Origin of the sequence: Paenibacillus sp. GXUN7292, from assembly GCF_050864975.1 — a bacterium.
Classification (GTDB): domain Bacteria; phylum Bacillota; class Bacilli; order Paenibacillales; family Paenibacillaceae; genus Pristimantibacillus.
On sequence record NZ_JBOZWO010000021.1, the window covers coordinates 25,888 to 43,363 of the forward strand.

15 protein-coding genes are annotated in these 17,476 nt (G+C 44.0%); all 15 read right to left on the reverse strand.

What is annotated here, in order from left to right:
- Positions 1 to 4: 4 nt before the first annotated feature.
- Complete coding sequence (locus tag ACRRU2_RS17235; RefSeq protein WP_432503518.1) at positions 5 to 2,278, reverse strand: beta-glucosidase; 2,274 nt, start codon at positions 2,276 to 2,278, stop codon at positions 5 to 7.
- Between the two features lie 27 nt (positions 2,279 to 2,305).
- Complete coding sequence (locus tag ACRRU2_RS17240) at positions 2,306 to 3,850, reverse strand: sulfatase family protein (RefSeq protein WP_432503521.1); 1,545 nt, start codon at positions 3,848 to 3,850, stop codon at positions 2,306 to 2,308.
- 24 nt (positions 3,851 to 3,874) lie between these two features.
- Positions 3,875 to 5,347, reverse strand: a complete 1,473-nt coding sequence (locus tag ACRRU2_RS17245) for a sulfatase (RefSeq protein ID WP_432503523.1) — start codon at positions 5,345 to 5,347, stop codon at positions 3,875 to 3,877.
- 27 nt (positions 5,348 to 5,374) lie between these two features.
- Positions 5,375 to 6,247, reverse strand: a complete 873-nt coding sequence (locus tag ACRRU2_RS17250; RefSeq protein WP_432503525.1) for a carbohydrate ABC transporter permease — start codon at positions 6,245 to 6,247, stop codon at positions 5,375 to 5,377.
- The gene (locus tag ACRRU2_RS17255) at positions 6,247 to 7,143 is read right to left on the reverse strand and encodes an ABC transporter permease (RefSeq protein ID WP_432503527.1); all 897 of its coding nucleotides are present in this window, start codon (positions 7,141 to 7,143) and stop codon (positions 6,247 to 6,249) included. Before ACRRU2_RS17255 ends, ACRRU2_RS17250 begins: the two co-directional genes overlap by 1 nt.
- A gap of 17 nt (positions 7,144 to 7,160) precedes the next feature.
- On the reverse strand, positions 7,161 to 8,660 hold the full coding sequence (locus ACRRU2_RS17260) for an extracellular solute-binding protein (RefSeq protein ID WP_432503529.1): 1,500 nt from the start codon (positions 8,658 to 8,660) through the stop codon (positions 7,161 to 7,163).
- A gap of 93 nt (positions 8,661 to 8,753) precedes the next feature.
- The gene (locus ACRRU2_RS17265) at positions 8,754 to 10,538 is read right to left on the reverse strand and encodes a cache domain-containing sensor histidine kinase (protein ID WP_432503531.1); all 1,785 of its coding nucleotides are present in this window, start codon (positions 10,536 to 10,538) and stop codon (positions 8,754 to 8,756) included.
- Complete coding sequence (locus ACRRU2_RS17270; RefSeq protein ID WP_432503533.1) at positions 10,535 to 11,548, reverse strand: response regulator transcription factor; 1,014 nt, start codon at positions 11,546 to 11,548, stop codon at positions 10,535 to 10,537. The genes ACRRU2_RS17265 and ACRRU2_RS17270 overlap by 4 nt, the downstream gene beginning before the upstream one ends.
- A gap of 184 nt (positions 11,549 to 11,732) precedes the next feature.
- Positions 11,733 to 12,275, reverse strand: a complete 543-nt coding sequence (locus ACRRU2_RS17275; RefSeq protein ID WP_432503535.1) for an AAA family ATPase — start codon at positions 12,273 to 12,275, stop codon at positions 11,733 to 11,735.
- Entirely contained in the window at positions 12,245 to 13,153 is a 909-nt protein-coding gene (locus tag ACRRU2_RS17280) for an alpha/beta fold hydrolase (RefSeq protein ID WP_432503537.1), read from the reverse strand. Before ACRRU2_RS17280 ends, ACRRU2_RS17275 begins: the two co-directional genes overlap by 31 nt.
- A 414-nt stretch (positions 13,154 to 13,567) precedes the next feature.
- Positions 13,568 to 14,149, reverse strand: a complete 582-nt coding sequence (locus ACRRU2_RS17285; protein WP_432503539.1) for a TetR/AcrR family transcriptional regulator — start codon at positions 14,147 to 14,149, stop codon at positions 13,568 to 13,570.
- Positions 14,150 to 14,482: 333 nt separating this feature from the next.
- Complete coding sequence (locus ACRRU2_RS17290; RefSeq protein ID WP_432503541.1) at positions 14,483 to 14,662, reverse strand: DUF2197 domain-containing protein; 180 nt, start codon at positions 14,660 to 14,662, stop codon at positions 14,483 to 14,485.
- Positions 14,663 to 14,684: 22 nt separating this feature from the next.
- Entirely contained in the window at positions 14,685 to 15,314 is a 630-nt protein-coding gene (locus tag ACRRU2_RS17295) for a TetR/AcrR family transcriptional regulator (RefSeq protein ID WP_432503543.1), read from the reverse strand.
- A 543-nt stretch (positions 15,315 to 15,857) separates the two neighbouring features.
- On the reverse strand, positions 15,858 to 16,706 hold the full coding sequence (locus tag ACRRU2_RS17300; RefSeq protein ID WP_432503545.1) for a sulfurtransferase: 849 nt from the start codon (positions 16,704 to 16,706) through the stop codon (positions 15,858 to 15,860).
- Between the two features lie 532 nt (positions 16,707 to 17,238).
- Positions 17,239 to 17,427 (reverse strand): hypothetical protein, encoded by a 189-nt coding sequence (locus ACRRU2_RS17305; RefSeq protein ID WP_331701941.1) that lies wholly within the window; start codon positions 17,425 to 17,427, stop codon positions 17,239 to 17,241.
- Between the last annotated feature and the right edge of the window lie 49 nt (positions 17,428 to 17,476).

Sequence of the window (17,476 nt, forward strand, 5' to 3'; positions counted from 1 at the left end):
TTTTTTAGGCTTGATTTTGATTCAATTGATCAAGTATCCCATCCAGCATTTCTTCCGTCATAGCGCCGTTACTGAAAGCTACTAGCCCGCGCAGCGGAAGGGAGGCGAGAATGGCCTGCATCGTATCTGACATCTCATTCTGTTCTGAAGCTGCTGAGGCCAGAATTGTGTTTTGCGTTAATTGCTGCACAATGGCAGCAGCCTTCGGCTCACCCATTAGGTCGCTAACTGTTGAAAGACGTGTGAACCTTTTTGTTAGTGGAACCGTAGAGGTCACATGTATCGTTTCACTTGCCGTGATGGCCGCAGAGGAATGGCCAACCATAATTTCGAAATCGCCACTTTCCACATGCCAATCCTTCAACTCGGTATTATAGTAAGCGAAGGAGCGTTTATTCAATAGAAAGGAAACGGATTTAGTTTCGCCCGGCTCAAGCTGCACTTTGACAAAGCCCTTTAATTCTTTGACCGGTCTTGTTACAGTACTGTGTACGTCCCGAATATATAATTGCACAATTTCCTTCCCGGCTCTATTCCCGGTATTCGTCACATCCAGGCTTACACGTACAGTTTCCGTATCGAGCATTTCTTGCTTCTCCACCTCAAGCCCGGAATAAACAAAGCTGGTATAGCTAAGACCATGCCCGAAAGGGAATAACGGCGCGCGATCAACACTCTCGTAATAGCGATAGCCTACAAAAATTCCCTCTTTATAATGAACTTCATCCCCTTCGCCCGGGAAATTCAAATAGGAAGGATTATGCTCAAGCTTCATTGGGAAAGTCTCCGCCAGCTTGCCGCATGGATTGGCGTCTCCAAACAGCAAATCAGCGATTGCGCCGCCAAGCGCCTGACCGCCCAAATAAGCCTCGAGCACAGACTTAACACCATGAATCCATGGCATTTCAATCGGTGCGCCATTGCATAGCACAACGACAACTTTGCTATGCTCAGCTGCAACTGCTTCGATTAAGCGAACCTGATTGGCCGGCATACGGAGATGCGAGCGGTCTACCCCCTCCGTTTCGTAACGGTCCGGCAGGCCTGCAATAATAACTGCCACGTCTGATTGGGCAACCAATTGCACGGCTTCGGCTATAAGCGCATCATCAACCTCATCGCTTTTTAGATCATAGCCTTGTGCATAAGATACTTTCGCATCGCTGCCAGCTGTTTTGCCTATTTCCTCGTAAATATCATCCAGTTTAGTCGGCTTAATATGTGAGCTGCCTCCGCCTTGATAGCGAGGGGTCCTCGCCAGCGCGCCAATCAGTGCGATGCTGCCCGATTTGGCAAGAGGAAGCAGTTCTTCCTCATTTTTAAGCAGCACCATGCTCTCTCTCGCCACTTCACGCGCCAACTGATGATGCGTCTCCTGATCATAGCTTGCGCCTTCCTTCCGCTCATCAACCGCTCTGAAGATAATCGCAAGCAGCCGCTCTACCGCCCGGTCAAGCACCTGCTCATCCAGCGTTCCGCTTCGAACAGCCCCTACTATTTTCACATCATTTATTCCGTTTGAAGACGGCATTTCCAGTTCCAGCCCCGCTGCCAATCCGGCTACCCGCTCATTTACCGCTCCCCAATCGGAAACGACAAAGCCTTCGTGTCCCCATTCTTGTTTCAAAATACCGGTTAGCAGCCGCTCATTTTCCGAACAAAATTCGCCATTCACTTGATTATACGCACTCATAACTGTCCAAGGCTGCCCTTGCTTAACCGCTCCTTCAAAGCTGGCCAAATATATTTCCCGCAAAGTCCTTTCATCTACTTCTGCATTGGTGGACATGCGTCGATGCTCCTGATTATTAACGGCAAAATGCTTCAGCGATGTGCCTACTCCCTGACTCTGCACCCCCATAATATGATGGGCTGCCATTTCTGAAGACAAATAAGGATCCTCGGAAAAATACTCGAAATTTCGGCCGCACAAGGGTGAGCGTTTAATATTCGCACCCGGTCCGAGCAGCACTGCCACTTCCTCCGCCTGGCATTCTGCCCCCAGCGCTTCACCGACCTTGCGAATCAGTCCCCGATCCCATGAGCTCGCCATGCCTGCAGCCGATGGAAAACAAGTGGCCGGGACGCTGTCGAACAGCCCCAAATGATCGGCTGAAGCACGCTGCTTCCGCAAGCCATGGGGGCCATCTGTCACCATAACGGATGGAATGCCCAATCTTTCTACGCCTTTTGTATGCCAGAAATCCAATCCCGAGCAAAGACCGGCCTTCTCCTCCAAGCTCATCTGTGCAATAAGCTGCTTCAAATCTCTTTCCATCGTATTCTTCTTCTCCTTCCTGATCTCTTAACTGTTCATTTTGGCCGCAATCTTTCTTTGCAGCGAAATAGCCGCTTCATGGTATTTCTCTGGAAACTCTTGTGGGTGTTTATTCATTAATTGTTCAACAAAATGTCCTCTTCCTGTCTCTTCCAATCTTTTTATATATCCTGGCAAATAGCCTTTGGCATGGAATGGCCCGCCTTCTTTCATCACAGTCCATAACGGGTCCCTGTCGTCGCCGGAGCGGCTCATCATCTCGTCATGCCATTCATTCAAATAATAAACGGCTTGCATGCATATCTCCTTATGTTTAGCGGCAATATTATGCTGCTCCTTCGGATCATCCGCCAAATTGAAGAGCATCTCCTTGTCGAACATATGAAAACCATCATGGTAGGAACGAATATACAGCCAATCACCAAATCGTACGCTGCGCTGCACGACGTGAGCACATTGGGAAACAACCGCATATTCCCTGCCGCAGCTTTCCCCTTTCTTTAAAATTGGAGCGTAACTCGTTCCATCCCATTCCGGCATAAATGGGCCGCCTAGCATATCGGCCAGCGTTGGCAGCAGGTCCAGATGCAAATGAATATCTTCATTGACAATTCCCTGCTTCATACCTGGCCAGCGTATAATCATCGGCAACCGGCAGGTGCCCTGATCCGCAGTGGCATGCTCGCCGTAAATGCCGAGCTGCCCCATATTTTCACCATGGTCAGCGGTAATAATAACAATCAAGTCATCCATTACGCCTTGCTCCTCCAGCGAAGCAAACAACCGGCCGATATGGTCGTCCATGTAGCGAATGCCGCAATCATAGCCATCGATCATTGTTCTTAATCCATCCATATCCATTATTTCGCCTGGATGTCGGGGGAATCTCGCACTTGTCTGATTGTCATAGGTTTTATTTACAAAATCGATATTCAAATCACGGGCGCAATGCGAGCCCACCATCTGCTTATGCTGCTCCAGCACTTCCTCTGTCAGCCATTCCGGCAGCGGCTCATGCTCGAACGGATTGCCATATTCCAGCGGCACGCGATAAGGAGTGTGCGGATCCCAGAAATTAATATATAAGAACCAATCGTCCTGCTTCGCATTGCGATTAATCCAATCTAGCGCAACTGGAGCAACATGCTCAGCTGATTCATTACCGTATTTGCCCGTATTATAAATCTCATTGAATCCCGCATAAAAGCCGAAGGTGGAATGGCGCTGGGCAAACGGACTGATCAGCACTGTATTCAAATTACCCGTTAAGTTTAAGTATGAAGGCAAAGATCCGCCCCGCGTCAGTCTGCCCATCAGTTCCCGCTTCTCACCTTCCAGCTTCATATCGCCAGCTGTTCCGCCGTGGCCGACAAGCCCATTGCGAATGCCGTATTGTCCGCTCATCAGCGCGGTACGCGAAGGGGCACAAGGCGCATCCGAAGTATAGTAATTGGTGAACCGCACCCCTTCTGCCGCCATCCGGTCAATATTCGGCGATGTATGACGATGATAGCCATAGCAGCTCAAATGATCCGGACTCGTAGAATCCAAGTCAAGCAACAATATTCTCATTATGCCCGCTCCTTTACTTTGTGCTTATTTCAAACCTAAGCGACTATACTGCTCTTGCGGCGCCTGTTCGTTTTCCATAGCCTGTATCAAAAGTGCCTTATAGAATGCTATTTTCTCAAAGTCCTCAACAGGCATCTGCTGTCCGTAATCCAACGCGATATGATAGAGAAGCGATTGCTGCCCATGCTGCGCTATCCTAAAAGGTACTCCCGGTTGGCTAATAGGAATCCGAAAGACGGGATATTCTGTATAAGGCAAAAACCTGCCTGTTTCTATATGCTTCTCATAGCCTGCTCCCAAATAAGAGCCAAATGTAGTAGGTATAGCTGTATAGGTATAGCAAGGGGTGTTGTCTTCCCTAACCGGTGCGCGTAGATACGTATAAACGCCATCCGTAATATTAACAGTCATGCCATACATGCCATAAAGCGCATAGTTTCGTATTGCCGATTCCTTTCCCTTCAATAATTCCAGCAAAGAACGGCCTCTTACCACAGGCGGTATATCCACTCCAAAATAGTCCAATATCGTCGGCATCAAATCTATGTTTTGCGTAATTGACTCTACTCTTTTCTCTGACGGCTCAAGCCCCGGCATATGAATCATTAAGGGCAGATGCGCAAGCTCGTTATAGACATGCATAATGTTTTTCCCTGTCCAATCATGCTCTCCAAGTAAAAACCCATGATCAGTCGTTAGAATAAACAGAGTATCTTCCCAAAGCCGCTGCTCATCCATCACCTTCAAGAGCTTTCCCAGCCAATGATCGATCATAGTCAAGTTAGCTGCATAGCGTTTGCGCAGATGTTCCAGTGCTTCTGGCGGCTCCTCCGCCTTCCCGTATTTGGGCCAATTAAATGGCGGTCCGTCATAATCGTCCTGGTATAAATCCAAGTAATGCTGCGGGCAGTCAAACGGCTCATGAGGGTCGAAAGCTTCCACCATCAGGAAAAATGATTCCGCCTCCTCATTATCCTCTAGCCACTGGCACGCTGCCTGCATTGTTTTTGGCCCCGGATAGTCCTCTTCATTCTTTATGATCGAACGATTATTCTCATACTGAGGCACTACTCTTCCATAGTAAGCTTGCGGCATATTTGCCGGCAGATTAACCCTGGAAACAAAGGGGTCGCTTTCCTGACCGCGGTGCAAATCCCAGCTGGAAAACGACTGGCAATAATTTTCCCCGCCTGTTTTAAAGTAATGATAATGATCCGTCACGATATGCGAGAAGATACCATGGCTTCTCAGCACCTGCGGCAATGTAACATCAAACGGTTCTATTCCTCCCCAGCCCCGCTCCAGAAAGCTAAGCCGACCTGTCAAAAGATCGCGCCGCGCCGGCATGCAAGGCAATGAACCGGACCAATGATTGTTAAATACGGTGCATTTCTCAGCCAGCCGCGCAAGATTCGGCGCTTTTGCCCAGGCCGCGGGATTGTAGCTCTCCAGCATATGCCGATTAAGAGTATCCAGCAATACAACAATGGCTTTCATTGTAATAAAGCTCCTTTCTCAACTCATTTACCCTTTCACAGAACCGACCAGCATTCCTTTATTAAAATATTTCTGTAAAAATGGATAACAGACCAGCAGCGGCAATGCCGTTGCTATGACAGCGGCCATCTGGACAGGCGGACCGTACTCGAACGCCCCTATATTCAGTTCCATGGCAGAGTCCGACTCCAGCAGCAGCTGGCGCAAAAACACTTGTACGGGCCACTTGCTGGAACTATTCAAATATAAAATGGCTTGAAAGTAAGAGTTCCAATGTGCAACCCCATACATCAATGAAATTGTAATGATTGAAGGCAGGGACAGTGGAATCGCTATTCTAAATAGCAGTCTCCATTCATTACAGCCGTCCATTCTAGCCGCTTCCTCCAGCTCACTGGGAATGGTCGAAAAGAAGCTTCTCATAATGATTAATATAAATGGCGCGATCGCCCCGCTAAGGAACAAGGACCAGTAACTATCAATTAGTCCAAGCTCCTTCACGATCATATACGTTGGAATAATGCCTCCATTAAAAATCATGGAGAATAATACTAGAAAATTAAGGATCGCTCGTCCCTTCAGCCATTGCTTTGACAAGCCATAAGCCATAAGGCAAGTAATAATTACATTAATCATTGTACCGACTATTGATATATAAAAAGTGTTGGAAAATGAAGCTAGAAATCCTCTATGGTTTAATAAATAACCGTAGGAATTAAGCGTCCACTCCTTGGGGAAAATGTAAAAACCCCGCGATATATATTCCGCTTTTGTTGAAAACGAGCTGAATATGACGTACAAAAATGGAAAAACAACCAATAGCATTGAAATAATCAATAATCCATATACAATCACGACAAACAACAGATCGTTCTTATTGGTCAAGAGCTTTCTGGCCATTAATACACACCCTCTTCACCAAATTTTTTAGCTAACCAATTGGCTGTTATTACGAATAGCAGGCCAACAAAAGATTTGAATAAGCCGACAGCTGTAGTAAAGCTGTATTCTCCTTGGAGAACACCTTCGCGGTAAACATAGGTATCAAACACGTCCGATACGTCCAAATTCAACGAATTTTGCAGCAAGTAAATATGTTCAAACCCCGTTTCCATAACTTGACCCAATCTAAGAATAAACATCAAAATGACAATTGTTTGTAAAGCGGGCAACGTTATATGCCACATTTGCCTCCATCTGCTTGCCCCATCCATCACTGCTGCTTCATATAAGGTCGGATCGATAGAAGATAGGACGGCCAGAAAAATAATAGCTCCCCATCCTGTCTCCTTCCAAATGCTTTGCAAGATATACATTCCTCTAAAATAATCCGGATCCGTTAACAGTTCTATTCGAGATAAGCCATTTTCGGCAAGCAGCTTGTTAATCCCGCCATCTTGAGTAGCGAACAGGACAACAGTTATACCGACTACAACTACCCACGAAACAAAATGGGGAATATATATAACCGTTTGTACTGTTCTTCCAAACCATTTGATGCGTGCTTCATTTAATAACACCGCTATCAAAATTGGGGCCGGAAAATAGAGAAATAAATTAAGTGCGCTGAGTATAAGCGTGTTTCTAAGCAGCATCCAAAAATCAGGATTCGTAAATAAATGATTAAAGTGCTGAAACCCCGCCCACGGGCTTGCCCAAAGTCCGTCAAATGGATCAAAGTCCTTGAACGCCAAGATAATGCCGCCCATTGGCGCATAGCGAAATATTAAAAAGTAAAGCAAGCCCGGGATAATCATTAAATATAGCGGAAAGCCCAGCCTCAAAGATTTCCTCATGTGCAATCTCTCCCTAGTTACTTCAATAGCTGGTACTGTTCATTGATTTCTTTAATAATCTCGTCACCGCCATCGCGCTTCCAAGCTGCCACTGCATCATCGACCGCAGTAAGCGGAAGTTGCCCTACAATTACTTTTGACATTGTTTCCATCCATTTTTGCTGAAGCCCCGCTCCCTTTTTATTGAAGGTTTCACTGGCCAGCCCTTCTGCCGGATTTTTCAAGCGATACTTTTCATTATTAGCAATAATCGTTTTTATGTTGTTCGCGTACTCCTGGTCATCCCATTTCCGGATTTGAATGCCCGGATCGAATCTTCTAAAAAACCAAGTGGACAGCAATTGCGGCCGGTCTTTATCAAAGTTTTCGAGTTTTACATACTTGTCATCATTTTCTTTTTTATAATGAACGCCTTCCAAGCCATGCTTGATCAAGTCGTAGCCTTCATCAGACACCAGATAATCAAGCAGCTCCAAAATCCGCTGTTTTTTTGCCGCATCCAGCTTATTATTAATTACAATTTTATTGGTCATCAGCAAGGTTTGAGTAGCTTGAATGCCAGTCGGCCCTTTCGGCGGAAACAGCTGCACCAATTCGGCATCAGGAGTCAGCTTTTTTAAAGTGGGCAAAGTATTGTTAAAAAACTCGTTGGTAACGACCATAGCTATGCCTGTTTTGCCCGCTTCCAATTTTGCCACGCTGTCTTTTAATTTATTGGACATAAAATCTTTATCCAGCACACCTTCACGGTACGCTTTGTTCATATACTCAGCAAACGCTTTCAATTCCTCGGCCTGAACTTGCATTGGAATCAATTGCCCGTCTTCTTCATACCATTCATTAGCCAAGCCGAAAGCGCCCATTAACGGTTCAATCTGAGAAAATTTATTGTTAACTACACTAAACGAAAAGCCAGATGTATCTGCGATGCCGTTATCGTCAGGATCCTGCGTAGCGAACGCTTTTGCCACCTCATAAAATTCTTCAACTGTTGTAGGCGTATTCAGCTTCAGCTTATCCAGCCAATCCTGCCGGATCGCCAGCGTATCCCTCGTATCCGTTACATAATACGGAAACCCGTAATACTTATCTTTAGGATTCATAATAGCCATGCCATCTTCAGGGAAAACCGACAAATTCGGATATTTGTCAAGCTCCGGTTTTACATCCATGAAAATGCCCTTATCCCGCCATTTATTAAATTCTGCCTCCTGAATAAAGAATACATCAGGAAACTCGTTAGATGCCGCCATCACATTAAGCTTTTGCGGATAAGTATCCGATGGAACCCATTGTACTTTGAATTCAATATTCATTTTTTTATTAATCTCTTTAATAACAGGATGATCCTCCGGCCATCCGCCGCCGGCATAGCTTACGGTCATCATATTAATCGTCATTTTTTCTTTACTGCTGCCTTCGCTTCCTTGTTTATCCGGTTCCTTACCGCCTTGCCCACAGCCAGCCACACTTGCAAGTACGATTGCCATGATGAATACTGTTAGCCATTTTTTCATGTTCGATCCCCCTTAGGATGTTTTCATAACTAACAATACAATTGACCGCCTTCTTTTTCATTATCCGATCTTTTTATTCCTAAACCGATCTTTTTATGAACTGCGAAAAGGGATGCGAATACTAATCACGCTTCCGCGATTCGGGAATGAATTCAACTCCAAACCATAGCCTTCTCCATATTTCATCAGTAGACGGGCATGCACATTCGCTAGCCCAATAGTGCCGCTCAGCAGTGACTGTTCATTGGAAGAACGATTATTAAATTGATCCTCCAATCCCGCTACTTTATCGTCGGCAATTCCCGGACCGTTATCTGCAATCTCAATGACCAGGTCGCTTTGGCTTTGATAAGCCGTTATAATAATTACCGCATCACCGCCTTTTGGTTCAACCGCATATTTAACGGCATTTTCCACAATTGGCTGAATGCTCAGCTTAATGATGGGACAGCTTAGAAACTTGTCGTGGACACGCACACTGCTTTCGAACTTTTTAGGATAGCGGATATGAATGATTTCTAGATACTTCGTTAATATTTGCAATTCTTCTGCCAACGTGACTTCGTCGTAAGACCATTTCGCAGCATAGCGGTACACGTCTGCCAGATTATGCGCAATTTTCTCTATCAAAGGAACGTCTTCCAGATAGGCAATGCTTTTGATAATATCCAGCGTATTGTACAGCAAATGCGGATTGATCTGATTTTGCAGCGCTCGGATCGTCGCTTCGCTTTGCTTCAACTGAAGCTCAACTTCCTTCACTTTGTAATACGAAACTTCCTCCATCAAAATAATGAGCTGCTCCACCATTTTATTAAAGCTATTGTTCAATACTTGAAATTCATGGATCGTTGAATTTTTTTGTGCTCTGGCATTCAAATTCCCCATGGCTACCGATTCCATAAGAGATTTCGTATATTTGATCGGATTAATAAATTGACGCAGCAGCAAAGGAATAAGAATCATAATGACTACAGCGATTATGATAAACATGATCAAGGTTGATTGAACAGCAGACTGCAAATTGTCGGCCATTTCTGCATAAGGAACGATAGATACGATCTTCCAGCCAGTTTTATCCGATATCCCGTAAGAGACCAAATAAGAGGTGCCATTTATTGAATACAGCTTCGCTTCCATCTGATCATCCAGATTAAGCTTGTTCAGTTCGGTTTCTGTTCTAAGCTTACCAATCCACTCTTTATTGGGGTGGTAAACAAATGTGTCCTCCTCTGAGAGGATGAAAAAAAATCCGCTCTTCCCCAGCTTGGATTCGGTTAAAGTGGCTTCGACCTCAGATAATGAGAATTGGATAATCAAATTACCGAGCATCTCCAAATTTTGTGTGCTGTGAATCGGAATCACCATGTTCAGTACAAAAGGTCCTGAGTTTTCCAAACGCTGCGTAGGCAATATCATCACTTCCGGGTTAGGAACGACCTCGTACCAGGGATCATTTTGATAGGTGCGGTTGCGGTTAATATCATTAAATAAAGATAGAATACGTTTGTCATTGGATACCAAGTACATATTAATAATTTCCGGAAAGTTAAAGGAAACGTATGTCTTCATTTCCATCTCGATTTCGTTGATATCCTCCGGCCTTGGAACATACTCTTTCGTGAGCCACTTCTGCGTCAATGTTGTATTGATAAGCGTATTCGTTGAATTTTTCATTTGTTTAAAGTAAAACTCCAAATGATGATTTAGACGGCTCGTTGCTTCTGCGGTAATCAGATCAAAATCTTCTTTTACAGCTTTGCTGTAATAGTAATGCGAGAACAGGGCCGTCATTCCGATCGATACAATACTTAATGCCAGAAATAAAAAGATCATCCGATGCTTGATCGATTTAATTTGAAAGCGGCTTAGCTTCATAGCCCAAGACTCCTTCTGTATTCATTAGGCGTTTGATTCGTTATTCTTTTGAACAACCGATTAAAGAAAGGCAAGGATGAGAAGCCTACCATGTCTGCAATTTCGTATACTTTCAGATCATCGTCGAGAAGCAAGCGCTTTGCTTGTTCGATTCGAAAGACATTCAAATAGTTAGTAAAAGAGTCTCCGCTGTTCATTTTAAACAACACACAAAAGCGGGAGACACTTAGATCAGAATGCTCTGCTATTTGCGCCAATGTAATTTCCTTATGATAATTTTGTTGGACATAGTCATTTACTTTTTTTAAGAGCAAATGATTTCGATGGTCATCCCGATGTTGAAAGCGCGACCAATTTTCAAGCAGCTGAATAAAATAGCTTTGGATAGCCTGGATATCTTTGTCCGCCTCCAGAATGGATCGTTCAAATCCTGGTATGACATTTTCCAGCAGATCATTTATTTTATTTGAGAAAATACGCAGCATCCCCAGCTTCATTCCGGCATTCATTTGTTTTGCTTTCATAACCAGATTGACCAACTGCATCGCTTCCTTTACCAGTTGCTGATGATCAGTCGAGCCCATCTTTTCAACAAATTGCTGGATTTGCCGGACAGCTTCATTGCTGTGACTGGCATGCTGCAAACGCTCAACAGAGCGAATCAGCGCCGCCTTCAAATCGTCCGCGACTACCGGCTTTAACAAATATTCAGTTGCTCCATAACGCATGGCTCGCTGTGCGTAATTAAAATTTTCATAGCCACTGATCACAATAGGAACAATCGGAATTTTATATTCATCGCACATTTGGAGAAGAGACAAGCCATCAACCTGCGGCATGACAATATCTGTTATGACTACTTCTGGCCATAATTCATTCAATACATTCCAAGCCTCTATGCCATCGCACGCTTGTGCAACTACTTTAAAATTCAGATCAAAACGTTCGATCATTTCCACGATTGCATTGCGAATCCACACTTCATCTTCTGCGACTAAAACGTGATACATCCTATCACCTCAGTTTTTGGATTATGAAAATACAATAGCAAAAAACCAGCAAAAAATTGCTGGTTAATTTTGGTTTTACACTTACGGTATTTGAGTTTGTCATTAATCATCTATTAATTTTTTCGATGTGTCAATTGTTAATTTTTTAAGATTTTGAACTCTTGCGCCCCAGTGATTTAATCTCTTACATTACCAGAGCCTCATCTTGCATTCTCCATAATATTTCAATAACGGTTTCCTCAGGTGTCATTTCAGACGAGTCCAGCCACATTCCGATTCGAGGGGTTTCATTTCGTAACAGGCTGTCTAACTCTTCCACGGTCCAAGCACCATACCCTTTTTTAATACGGGCAGCTTCCCTCTGTGCGACAACTACCGGGTCTGGACAAAGCACCACAACATAAAAGGGACGGCTTTGAATAAATGAAATAAATTCGTTCAACATGGGACCAACCACAACATCCTGAACGATTACTGTAAACCCGGATTGAACATAGGTTTCGGCAGACTGTGCGGCTAGTCGATACCTGAGCCTTAATTGATCCAACTCTTCTGTTTGCGCGTCTGGCTGTATTTCTTTACGGTTATTAACGATCATTCTTCGATAAATATCTCCCCGTAAGTGTACCGATTTCTCGAATTTTTCAGAAAGCAACTGTGCAACTGTTGATTTTCCACTCGCCATTATTCCAGTAATTAGAACGATGCTAGGTTGTTCTGTGAACATTGACTCATCATCTCCTTCTTTGCAGCTTCAAGGAACGAAAACAACTGTCGATTCATTTCTTCCGCGCCTGGTCCCAGCCAAATCAAGTGTCCCCATAAATCAAGCTCGCACAGCTGGGCGTTCGGTATTAGTCGTTTAGCATGATAAGCATGATCCACACTTACGGATGCATCATGAATACTATGCATAATTAAAGTAGGGCATTTGATGGCTGCAAGCGCTGAATTCGCATCTTTACTGGTATGAACCAAATCTATCAGAAAGCCGTGTCCTGAACGCTGTTGAGCTATCAGGCTTTTAAATTTTCTACGATCGGCATTATTGATTTGCGGTAATACCTTTTTCTTTGGCAGTTTGGTAAAAGAGGGAAGCATGTTACTCAACAGAAAGGATGGAAATAGCTTATTCAAAAGTCGAATCATGGCCCAAACGAATTTTTCTGTAGGAGGCCTAAACAACATTTGAGCAGATTTATACAGCTTGTCGTCTGGCTTTATCCAGCATCGGGTTACAGCGGATTGCAGGACAAGGCTCCTTACTCGATCTGGGAATCTGGATGCCAAATGAATTCCGCTTGGGCCTCCGGCGGACATCGCAATAACATGAACCTGGGGAATTTGCAGCTCATCAAGCAGCTCAATATACGAATCACATGCGACAATAAGCGATTCTCCAAGTTCCTTTGATGTTTTTCCGTAACCCGGTCTTGAAGGAGTAATGACAGAGAAGTGATGAGCCGCAAGCTCGTTGCTGCCTAATTCCGCATAGCAGCTCGAATGGCCCCCATGCAGAACTAATACCGGTTCTCCTTGGCCGACAATGCTGTATTCTAACATAAATCCGTCTTTGGTCTGGTGTTGACGAATAGACTTATTCATTTACACCCCTCCATAAATAAACTTTGATTCATTATTCCAGACTGTTGAAAAACTTATTTGGAAAGTGTAACGAATGCTAGAAGGCTGTCGATTCATTGTGGGCAACGATTGATAAGCAATGAGAAAGGGGTAACGGAGAGCAAGAATGGGAATGGAGAAGCGGCAGCGTCCGCTATCTACAATGAATCGACAGTCTCGCTAGAAGCGCTATTATGCCGAAAATGCTTGAATTAAAAATCTAACGAAGCTAGACGGTCTTATTGGGGGAAAATGGTGCTAAAAACGTGTTTTGTTCACACATAGAGCTGCTAGGCTTCGTTACATTTTAAAAGGGGCCGTTTTAGTTAAAATAGCGCTTGTAATCTTTATTAGAAAAATACTCCGCCGTCCTTTGGACGAAAAAACGAATCCTAATTAAAGAATAGCTTGCAAACCTTGAAACCAGACTAAAAAATATTGGCGCACCATTCTTTTGCAATCTTCGGCTCCCTCGTTAAGCCTAATAATCTCAAAATATCCTTGCAGAAATGCAATGGAAACAGGCCAAGCGATTTGAGGATTCAAGCCCTCCCCGCCCTTATTGCTGTAATCCGCTAAATGCACAGCTGCATTATCAGCCATCATTTGATAAAATTTCTGAACAGCGTTTTCGTTGCGGGTGCCTCTGGCACCATCGATTAAAATTAAGAGCGGTGTACGGAATTCAACGACGATATTCGTTAACGCTTCAACGATAAGTTCGAAGATATTTCCTTGACCGTGTGGTTGAGTATGGTGGTTGCTTATCAGCGTTTCCAGCTCATGGTATACCGGCGATACAACGGAATCAAACAAGTCTTCTTTATTCTTATAATATCTGTACAAGTTCCCAACAGAGATGCCCGTCAGTGCCGCAATTCTTTTCATGGATGTCCCCGCAAATCCGAATTGAGCAAACTCATCTTGAGCACTCCTGATAATTGCTTGTCTTAGTTCCTCTTTCAAAACCTGAACCATAAATGAACCTCCATTCATTATTGAATTATAAAAAAAAATCCCCATAAACGCAAGTTGTTTGTTTCACATATAACCTCAACTGTTTTTTCCGACTATATGTTTACAGGCTGTTTAACGAAAAGCCTAAAAAGGCACAAAGAGTCTGTCAGAATATTACAACTGTTGATCCGCTGTTGTTTGCAGTTTGTTGGCAATTGTTTGCAACATGCCAGATATGACCAACAGAAGTCTATTCAAAAATCAGATACCAAAATATCGCAATTTCATTGCTGTTTTTATAAATACCCGCTTTTTAGTGCCATATTTGACGATAATCGTTGAGAAAATCAAAAATTAAAAACGATTAATCCCACGCATAAAATTCAAAATTGCTTCAATGCGTATTTTATCAGCACAATCTTCGCAACAAAAAAAATTAACCTTCTTTTCCTTAGCTTGTTTATATTTTAGTGAACCTTCGTATACCCTGAATGTCTTTTTACAAGTATAACAAAGTACATCATAGTAAAACATTGGTAACCCCCTTAGTGACACATCACTTCTTAGTTGATATGTCGAAGATTGTAACCAGTTCTCTCGTATATTCCTGAACATCTAAATGAGGCTTTCTCATTAATTCCATGGTGAACCCGTCAATGGCATTTCTTATTGTTAGCGCAATCACCCTTGCTGATGATTTGGTAAATTTCCGAAAAAGCCCTTCTTTCACCCCTAGGGCGAGAATATTTTCAATTGGAACTAAAACAGCTTCATCATGGTCTGCTGAAAAGTGAAGTTTACCATCAGCAGTTATGTTTTTAGAAACCAATTCTATAACAGCGAAAACATGCTGACGATTTTCAGCTACAAATGCAAGATTGGATTCAATATACACTCGAAGCATTTCTTTAGGAGATTTTTGAGCTTCTATTCTTGGAGCAATGTATGATTGCCAAGCTATATAGTATTTGATAGCTATTTGCTCCAATAATTCCTCTTTATTTGCAAAGTGATAAGAAATGACCCCCTTGCTGATTTTTGCACGTTTCGCAATTTCTCCTAAAGAGGCTTGAGTGTAACCTACTTCTGCGATTGTCTCAATCGCACATTCTACAATTTGAGCTCTACGAGCTTTTTCGATGAATGACATTTGTTTTTGGTTAGTTGGTTTGTTTTTTTTACTCATGGTTTTATTTTAGTACGGACGTACAAAAAAATCAAACAAAAAAACATCTAGTTGAATATTATCTAAATGGTTTTTGAGCCCCTTTGTAAAACTGCCAACAACACTAACCTGTGAACAACCTGAACCTAATCGCCCCGAACAGCTCCCGGTCATGACGGTTTGCGCGATCGGTGGGCTATGGTTTTGCCGCGTCCACTCTCCCGAACCTGCACGTTCCTGCTGCCGATGCCGCCAAACCTGGGGATATCGGAAACGCCAAGGAAACCCAAGCGAATTGCTCCAGAAGGCAATCGGACTCTTGCTCCGCACGAAAGGTTACGACGAACCGGCTTGTGGATGATCGGAAGCAAAGCGCATGATGCCATTCAACAACAACCTGGCCCGACTGCCCAACTGTGGCTGACTCCGTGCTTCTGTCAACTGCTTTCTCCGACTTCTTGTTAGCAAGCTGTTGACGGAAAAGCCAAAAGAGGGCCGCAACAGCCTGCCCACCGGCAACCTGTCACAACCCCTAATCCCGCGCCCGACGCGGCCTCTCGGCTCTTACTCGTCCCCTGTCGCCACCGGATTCTCGCTATTCGAACTCCAATCGCTCCAGCTTCCTGCATACAGCTTTACATTACGGAAGCCCGCATCCTTCAAGGCGAATACGTTCGGCGTAGCCGTAACGCCGGAACCGCAATAGACGATAATTTCATCATCTTTGTTCAAGCCTGCAAAACGCTCAGCTTGCTCTACTGGCGATTTCCAAGTGCCGTCACTGCGCTGGCCCTCCGCCCAAAAGCGATTGATCGCGCCAGGCACATGGCCCGCTGCCCGGTCTATCAGTTCAACCTCACCGCGATAACGGGCCCCTTCGCGTGAATCAATGATAACTGTACCGCTGACACCTAGCTTGCTCTTCACATATCGCTGGCTTACCAGCATTTCACTGCGCATTTTAATATCAAATTGAACGCCTTGTACCAGCTCCGGCACTTCGGCAGTAACTTCATATCCTGCCTCGACCCAGCCTTTAAAGCCGCCTTCCAAAATATATACTTCACCATCATGCCCAAGCCATTGCAATAGCCAACGCAATCTCGAAGACATTGCTCCGCCCTGATCATCATAGGCTATAACCGTTGTTTTATTGCCAATGCCGATCCTTTGGATAATGGCGGCAAAGTCTGTAGGTACGGGCAGCGGATGCCTGCCTCCAATCCCTTCAATATGCTTGGGGCTCGACAAATGTTGACTTAGGCTCAAGTAATAAGCGCCTGGGATATGGGACTCTGCATAAGCTTTCACACCAGCCTCTGAATCGTTAAGAACATATCTCGTGTCAACAATGACAAACTCTTTGTCGTTCAATCGCTCTCTCAACCATTGAGCTGTTTTAAAATGAGACATTTCAGGCACTCTCCTTCAATTATCATATCATTATCAAATTGTACCATGAATGACGCAATAGCTTAATATCACAGGACCGCTGCATTTCGTAAGTATGTCTATTGGTGTCGATTAATTGTGGATAGGGCAATAAGCAGTCGAAAGGGATGTTACTACGATCAAGTTTGGGATTCCGACCGCTGTTGTAGTCCCATTTTTTGATGAAATAACCCCTGTAAAGGATAAAATTGGCCTACAAAGGCGGACGCTTCCGCTTCTCCATGCGTTTTTTGGCAAAATAGCGCTGCTCAGCTTCGTTAGAAATTCCAAACTAACTAAATCCGCTGTCTAGACTATAGCGGTCAGCTCCCCCAGTTTAGTCTCATCGCTTACATATGCTTGCAGTCTCTACCCTCCATAATTATCGAGCCTAGTACTCCTGCAAATTCAAAATAAGGCTTTGCATTCTGAAAAAATCAGAGCGCAAAGCCTGTGCCTTAATCTTTATATTTACTGTTCTGAACGTGTTTATATATATTGAGGCTGACGCATGCTAGCCGACAGAGGAGTTAATGCGTACAAGCTCATCTTCAACAAGCGAGGTCAATTCATCCTCATAACCGCCTGTTATGCGATATTTACGTATATAGTCTTTTACAAATTTTCTTGGGTCCTTGGGTTGAAAAATTCTCGTTAGTTCTTTCAGGCTTTCCTTGACTTCATTCTGGCTATGCTTCGCCATGAAATCTCCTCCCTTATACGTGGATGGTCGTCCCAAACAGCAAATTCCG